General features: G+C 60.4%; 4 protein-coding genes and 1 pseudogene. All 5 read right to left on the bottom strand.

Annotated features, from left to right (window positions below; all coding sequences use genetic code 11):
• A partial coding sequence (locus VGL70_22265; GenBank protein HEY3306254.1) for a PAS domain S-box protein occupies positions 1 to 2,867 on the bottom strand: 2,867 nt, incomplete at its 3' end.
• Between the two features lie 130 nt (positions 2,868 to 2,997).
• A pseudogene (locus VGL70_22260) lies at positions 2,998 to 3,219 on the bottom strand (PAS domain S-box protein).
• A gap of 104 nt (positions 3,220 to 3,323) precedes the next feature.
• Positions 3,324 to 3,722, bottom strand: a complete 399-nt coding sequence (locus VGL70_22255; protein ID HEY3306253.1) for a response regulator — start codon at positions 3,720 to 3,722, stop codon at positions 3,324 to 3,326.
• Positions 3,723 to 3,865: 143 nt separating this feature from the next.
• Positions 3,866 to 4,612, bottom strand: a complete 747-nt coding sequence (locus VGL70_22250; protein HEY3306252.1) for a response regulator transcription factor — start codon at positions 4,610 to 4,612, stop codon at positions 3,866 to 3,868.
• Complete coding sequence (locus VGL70_22245; GenBank protein HEY3306251.1) at positions 4,609 to 6,912, bottom strand: cache domain-containing protein; 2,304 nt, start codon at positions 6,910 to 6,912, stop codon at positions 4,609 to 4,611. Before VGL70_22245 ends, VGL70_22250 begins: the two co-directional genes overlap by 4 nt.
• Positions 6,913 to 7,544: the final 632 nt, after the last annotated feature.

Below are 7,544 nucleotides of genomic sequence, written 5' to 3'. Positions count from 1 at the left end.
CCGTAGCCGGTCATCTGGCACATGCGGTCGTTCACGTCGGAGATGATGCCCGTGGGATCGACGGTGATGAGGCCGTCGACGGAGGACTCGATCAGGCCGCGGTTGTAGGCCTGTTGCTCGCGAAGCTGCTGCTCCAATTTTTTCTGCTCGGTGATGTCGCGCGCGCCGGCGAACACGCCCTGAAGGTTGCCGCCGGCGTCGTTGAACGTGACCGCGTTGTACGAGACCACCGTTTCGCGCCCGGTCTTGCTCTTGGCCGTCAGCTCGTAGTTGGTGACTTTGCCCTGGCTGATGACGAGGCGGATGCCTTCTTCGGCGCGCTCGGGATCGGTGAAGTAATTTTTGAACGGCGAGCCGATCAGCTCCTCGCGCGTGTGGCCGGTGAGCGCCGCCATCTGCTGGTTCACGTCGGAGATGATGCCGAGCGGATCGGTGGTCATCAGCGCGTCGATGTTCGCTTCGATCAGCGAACGGGTGTAGAACTGCGACGCCTGGAGCTGGCCTTCGAGCTGTTTCTGCTCGGTGATGTTGCGCGCCGAGGCGAAGATCCCGCGCACGGCGCCGGCCGGATCCCTGAAAACGGCCGCGTTGAACGAAACCAGCATCTGCTTGCCCGTCGCGGTTTCCAAGGTGAGGACGTAGTTGGTGACCGCGCCTTCTTTGAAGGTGAGCTTGATGCCTTCCTCGGCGCGTTCCCGCTCGCCGAAATAGCCCGGGAACGACGAGCCTATGAGCTGATTGCGCGGCCGGCCGACCATCCGGCACATCGTGTCGTTGACGTCGGTGATCTTCATCGATTCATCGACGGTCACGAGACCGTCCACCGAGGCCTCGATCAGGCCGCGGTTGTAGGCGCGCTCCTCCGCCAACTGGCCCTGCAGCCGCGCTTGATCGGTGATGTCGCGCGCGGAGGCGAAAATCCCGCGCACGCTGCCGGACGGGTCTTTAAATATCGCCGCGTTGAACGAGACCAGGCTTTCATGGCCGTCCTTGGCCCGGAGGGTCAGCTCGTAGTTCGTGACCGCGCCTTTATCGAGAGTGAGCCGGACGCCTTCGGTCGCGCGCTTTGGATCGGTGAAATATTTCGAGAACGGCGTGCCGATGAGATCGTCCCGCGTGTAGCCCGACATGCGGCACATGGTCTCGTTCACGTCTGTGATCGCAATCGTCGGATCGACCGTGATTAAACCGTCGACGGAGGCCTCGATCAAGCCGCGATTGTAGGCGCGCTCGTCGCCGAGCTGCGTTTGCAGCCGCGCCTGCTCGGTGATGTCGCGCGCCGAGGCGAAGATTCCGCGCACGCTGCCGGACGGGTCTTTGAACACCGAGGCGTTGAAAGAAACGCTGAGCTTGTTGCCGTCGCGCTTGGTCAGAGTCAAGACGTAGTCGGTGACCATGCCTTTGCTGAACGTCTCGTTGACGCCGGCCGTGGCGCGGTCGCTGTCGAGAAAATAATCGGCGAACGCGCTGCCGATCAGCTCCTGGCGCGGGTAGCCGGACATGCGGCACATCTGCTCGTTCACATCCGAGATGTTGCCCGTCGGATCGACGGTGATCAGGCCGTCGACCGAAGCCTCGATGAGGCCCCGGTTGTACGCCTCCGAGTCGCGCAATTGGCCTTCGAGTTTTTTCTGCTCGGTGATGTCGCGCGCGGCGGCGAACACGCCCTGGAGCTTGCCCGCGGCGTCCCTGAAGGTGGACGCGTTGTACGAGACGACCGTCATGCGCCCGTCTTTGGACAGCGCGGTCAGCTCGTAGTTCGTCACCTTGCCTTCGGTGAGCACCCGGCGGATGCCTTCTTCCGCGCGCAGCGGGTCGGTGAAAAAATTCTTGAAACGGCTGCCGATCAGCTCTTCGCGGCTGGAGCCGGTGAGCGTTTCCATCTCCCGGTTCACATCCGAGATGACCCCGACCGGGTCGGTTGTCATCAGCGCGTCGATGTTCGACTCGATCAGCGAGCGGGTGTAGAATTGAGTCGCTTTCAGCTCTTCGGTGAGGCGGATTTCCTCGGAGATATCTTTGGAGATCAGCAGGAAGCCGATCGGCTTGCCCGAATGATCGTGGCGCGGCGTGATGACGACGCGGGCGGTAAAGCGCTGGCCGCTTTTGCGCATGCGGTTGAGAGTGCCCTCCCATTTGCCGTCGCGGAGCGCCGCTTCCATGATCTGGCTGTGCTTGCCCGATTTGACGTCCTCCGGGACGTGGAGCATCGAGGAGTTGGCCTTGCCGACGACTTCGTTGGGCTCGTAGCCGTACAAGCGGCGCGCGCCTTCGTTCCACAGCAGGATTCTTCCGGAGAGGTCCTTTCCGATGATGGAATACTCGGTCGAGGATTCGAGGATGTTGGTGATGAAGTCCACCGCGCCCTGGGCGTCGCCGACGATCGCGCTGTCGAAGAGATTGGCGCGGTGCAGCGCTTCGGCGAAGCGCTGCTCGCCGGAAACGTCTTTTGAGATGAGCAGAAAGCCGATCGGCTTGCCTTCGGCGTCGCGGCGCGGCGTGATGACGACCCGGGCGGTAAAATGCTGGCCGTCCTTGCGCACGCGCTGGAGGATGCCCTCCCATTTGCCGTCGCGGAGCGCCGCACGTATGATCTCGTTATGCTTGCCCGCCCGGACATCCTCAGGCGTGTGAAGGATCGAGGAGTTGGCTTTAGCGACGACTTCCTCCGGGGCGTAGCCATATAATCGCCGCGCGCCCTCGTTCCACAGGAGGATTTTCCCGTCCAGATCCTTGCCTATGATGGAATATTCCGTTGAGGACGCTAGGATGTTTTGCAGAAAAACGGGCAGCTCCTCGGCGGTGCCGCCGAACAGACGCCCCGCGCCCGCTTTCTTCGCGCGCGGTCCCGTATCAGTTTTCGCCATAACGACCTCCCATGACTTTACCTTGGCTGCCGGGCATCCTCTCCGCGCCGGGGCCGCGCCCGGCCTCGGCCGGCTGCTCGTCGTGCATCATCTCAGCGAAACTGATGATGCCGTTCAACGGCGTGCGCAGGAGCTCCAGGCCGGCGCCCATGGGGCGGCGGTGCGGGTCCGCGAAGAAGCGGGTTCGGTGTTCCGGGTGGCCCCGAAACCGCTTCGGTATCAGGACTTCTACCGGTTTCCCCAGCAGCTCGTCGCGACCGTAGCCGAATAGTTTCTCCGTCTCCGAGTTGACCAGGACGATGTTACCTGCCGTGTTGACGATCACCATCGCGTCGGGAACGGACTCCAGCATCCTCTGGAACTCGGGGCCGATGCCCGAGGCTTCGCCTTTACGGATCGTCTGTCCGCGCCGCGTTCTTTTGTTGTTCCGGTTTTTGATATTGGACATGCTCCTATTCACTCGGCCGTCGATTTGCTTGGCGCCGGTCGTCCGGCGAGCCGGTATATGACCGGGGGAAGATCCGAATGCATCCTCGTCTTGGAAATAAATTCGTGCGCGCCGGCGGCCGTCGAGACCCTGCGGAAGCCGTCATCATCGAGCATCGTCAGAGCGACGATGCGGGTTTCCGGCAAGGCCTCGCGCAATTTGGGAATGACGTTGAGACCGTGCAGGTCGGGCATATTGAGGTCCACGAGAACGATGTCGGGCCGGAGACGCAGGGTCTGCTCGATGCCGTTTTCTCCACCGCCGGCGGTTCCGACGACTTCAACGTCTTTGAGGTCCTGAAGAAACAGTTTTGCCATGCGCAAAAAAACCGCGCTGTCGTCCACCAATAGAATCGAGATCGGCTTCACCCCCCTCCGATCGTCCGGATGTTCGCGTGCGTCAACCGGTCGAGGGTAAAACGACTGTGGATAAGTGGCTATTCGGAAGGATACTTAAATTGATCTAGGGGCGAATACGTAGGTTGGAGATTGCCGCGAAATTGAATGAGAATTTAGAGCCGGCGGCCGTGCTTTGCCAAGCCCGGTCGCTTCTTCTTAGGCTGTTTTGGTTTTGACTCTTTCACGGCCGGGCGCGGGCGCTCGGAAAACCACTCCGCCGTCACAATGCCCCGCTTGAGCGCGTAGAGAATCAAGTCCACGAGCCTTTTCAAGCCAAGCTTACGCATCAGAGAAGCGCGATGAATTTCCACGGTCCTGGGACTGATGAACAGCCGCTTGCCGATTTGGGCGTTGGTGTTTCCCTGTGCCGCCAGGTGGAGGACCTCGCGCTCGCGGGTGGTGAGGTTCCGGTAGGAGTCGTTCTCGCGGGCTTGACTGCCTTTCACGTAAGCGGAGAGGGCAAGCTCGGAAAGAGCCGGGCTCAGGTGACGTTTCCCGGCCGCCACCTCGCGTACGGCCTCGATCAGTTCCGACGCTGGCGCGTCTTTGACCACGTATCCGGCCGCGCCGTTGGTCAGGGCTTCCCGAATGTTTCGCTCATCGCTCTCGACGGAAAGAACCAGAGCGCGGGTCGCGGGCGCGCGCTCGGCCACCTGGCGCACGACTTCGATGCCGTTCAATCCGGGCATGAGAACATCCACCACCAATACGTCAGGTCGAAGGCGCTCCGCGAGACGAACGGCCTCGAAGCCCTCGACCGCCTCGCCGACGACGGTAAAATCCGGCTCGCGGTCGAGGATCGCGCGCAAGCCCTGGCGCACGACGTTGTGGTCATCGGCCAGTAGGATGGTGATGCTCATGGCAAGATCGACGGATACGCCGCGTGAGCGATTTCCGCCGGCAGATCGACGCGCAACAAAGTTCCTTTCCCAGAAGACGATCGGATCGTGCACCGGCCGCCCAGCGCGGCGGCGCGTTCGATCATTCCTGAAATGCCGTTTCCGGCGCCGCGCGACAAGACGGAGCCGGGGTCGAACCCGACGCCGCGGTCCTTGATCTCCAGCCCCACGATTCGGCCGTCATAAAACAAAGAGACTTTCGCCTGCTTCACGCCGGCATGACGGGCGACGTTGTTCAAGGCTTCCTGAACGATGCGGTAGGCGGCGATTTCTATATCGGGATCGAATCTCGGCGCGGAGCCGTTGCGGCTAAATTTTACGCGCACCTGCGTCTGCGCCGTATAGCGCTTGAAGTGCCATTCGAGCGTCGGCAGCAGCCCGAGCTGGTCCAGCATGGGCGGCCGAAGATTCTGCAACAACGCGCGCACCTGCGCGATCGTTTCCGTTACCAGGTCCAGCGAATCCGCCAGCCGCGCTTTCGCCTGCTGCGGCGGCAGATTCGGCATCATCTCCAGGCTGAGCTTGAGCGCCGTCAGCGTTTGCCCGATCTCGTCGTGAATCTCGGTCGCGACGTGGCGCCGCTCGTTTTCCTGCGCCTGCAGCAAATTGCGCGAAAGCTCCATCAACCGGCGGCGGCCGGCAAGGATTTCCTCGTGCATTTGGGCGTTGTGGATCGCAACGGCCGCCTTGTCGGCGAGCAGGGTGAGCAGCTCGATCTCTTCGACGGTGAAGTCGTGCTCCTCTTTGGTGTGGAACCCCAAAACCCCTAAAGCTTTTTCCTCGACGACGAGCGGGAGTCCGAGATACGAAACGAGGCCGTACTTGGAGTAGAGCTTCGAGGGGTGGGCGCGGGGATCTCCCTCGGCGTTCCGGCTGATGACCGGCGCTTTGGTTTCGAACGCCTCGCGGGCGAAGCCGCTCAATTCATCGGGTAATTGGTCTTTCCATTCCTGCTCGTCCAGGTTGCGGCAAGCCAGGGCTTCCAATAGCCCGGTGTTTTCATTGAACAGCTTCACGGTCGTCACGGAAGGGTAGGGAAAAGCCCCCTCCGCTTTTTCCAGCAGGATGTCGAGGACTTCTTTCAATTCCAGCGTCGAGTTGAGGGCCGCGTTGATTTCATACAAGGTGTGAATGCGCCGTTCCGATTGCTCACGCTCCGCGATTTCCGCCTCGAGTTTTTGCCGGATCGATATCAGGGACATGTTCAGGTCCGCCATCTTTAGCGCCTGGGTCTTTAAACTCTCTTGCGCATGACGAGCTTTATTTTGCTGATTCTCCAAGGCGCCGGCCATCTCGTTGAAAGAACCGGCCAGCTCGGCGATTTCTCCCCGGTCTCCGCCGATGTTTACACGGGCGGTAAGATCGCCGGCCGTGAGTTTTTTGGCCGTATCCCTCAGAGCCCGCAGGGGTTTTAGAATTAAGAGTTTACCCCAGACGTTGGCTATCGACAGTCCTGCGAGCAAGACCAGGGTAAGCCACGCGAGATTGCGCCACATGATTTTCCTGATGGGCGCGGTCAAGTCAGCCTTGGAAATACCGACGGAAAAGTACAAATCGCCGGCCGGACCGATGTTTAAACGCGTGAAGAAATAAAGACGCGAAACTCCATCCAGCCCCGTTGCCTCCAAAATCTCGTCGCGCTTGCGGGAGAGGATCTCTTTCATAATGCCCGCTTCGGCGCCGGAACGGCCGACCGATTCCTCGGCGTTCGGGTGGCGTGCGAGGATGACGCCATGATCGTCGGTGAGAGTGATGACGGCGCTCTCGGGCAAGCGCGCCGCCGCTACGAGTTTCTGGAGCCAGTCGAGGTTTAAGCCGGCGCTGACGACGGATGTGACCTGGCCGCTCCGATCGAGCACGGGCTGGGCCACGATTAGCGTTGGTTTTTGCGTGATGCGGCCGATCAGGTATTCGCTGATTACGAAATCTTTTGTCTTCAGGGCTCGAATAAACCATGGGCGGTCTGCGGATGTCATTCCCTCGGGGAGCGGCAGTCCGCTGCAAAGAACTTTACCGTTACGATCGCTGACGGCGACGCCGTTAAAAGCGGGAAACTTCGCCTGTAGCCCCGCTAACCTCTGCGGGCACGATGAGGGGTCGAGGAACTGCTCCGGAAACTGCGCCAGAACGACAAGAAGATCGCGCGATTGGTTCAGCAGTTGCTGGTGCTCGAAGGACGCCGATTGGGCCAGCCTCAGCGCGGCTTCCTCGCCGTCGGCGATGGCCTTGCGCTGCTGCTCGAAAGCGTCGTAAAGGACCAAGCCGGCACAGGGTAAAACAGCCGCCACAACGAGAAGGGAAAGACGGGCTCGAAGACTTGAAAACCAAGGTCGGGTTATAAAAATCCATCGGATAACCCGGCTCGGCCAATTTAATGTCGCTACGCCGCCCGTTCTAGCGCCGCGTATCAGGTTTAACGCGTGCATGGCCGTTTTTTCCGTTTCTGGAACGAACCGGCGGGCCCACTCTCGGCTGAGTTTTTAACCATCGCACGAGTTCGGACTCCAATGTCCCCGGAGTCGCAAAAGGAGTCACGCGCCGTAGCGGCAAGTTGTGAGTCTTGGCCAGCCGCTTGATCGACTCTTCGCTCAACCCGAACATCTTTGCGATCTCAGGCAGTTGCAGCCATCGATCTATGGTTTCTATCATTCGTGTTACTCCGAAATTTTATTATCTTCGGACTTTTGGCGGAGTTTGCGGTAACCTGTGATAAACGAGGAGAGACCGAGATTGGCTTAATGACCACTCAATTGCCTTATTGAGTAAGGATGTTAGCACGGCCGAACTCCTCGTACCCTACGGAATCCTACGTAATTTTCCGGATGCGCAAACGTATTTCTAAGCAGTGGCGTTAGCGGGCTGAGCCGGGAATCACCAGGTTCGGTGGGGTCGT

It is taken from the genome of Candidatus Binatia bacterium (assembly GCA_036504975.1).
In the GTDB taxonomy this organism is placed as follows: domain Bacteria; phylum Desulfobacterota; class Binatia; order UBA9968; family UBA9968; genus JAJPJQ01.
The sequence above is the reverse complement of the archived record's forward strand: the minus strand, read 5'-3'. Positions and strand labels throughout refer to the sequence as shown.

Excerpts from the sequence above, each read along its gene's own strand:
- VGL70_22250 (HEY3306252.1), bottom strand. The coding sequence starts at position 4,612 with ATGAGCATCACCATCCTACTGGCCGATGACCACAACGTCGTGCGCCAG.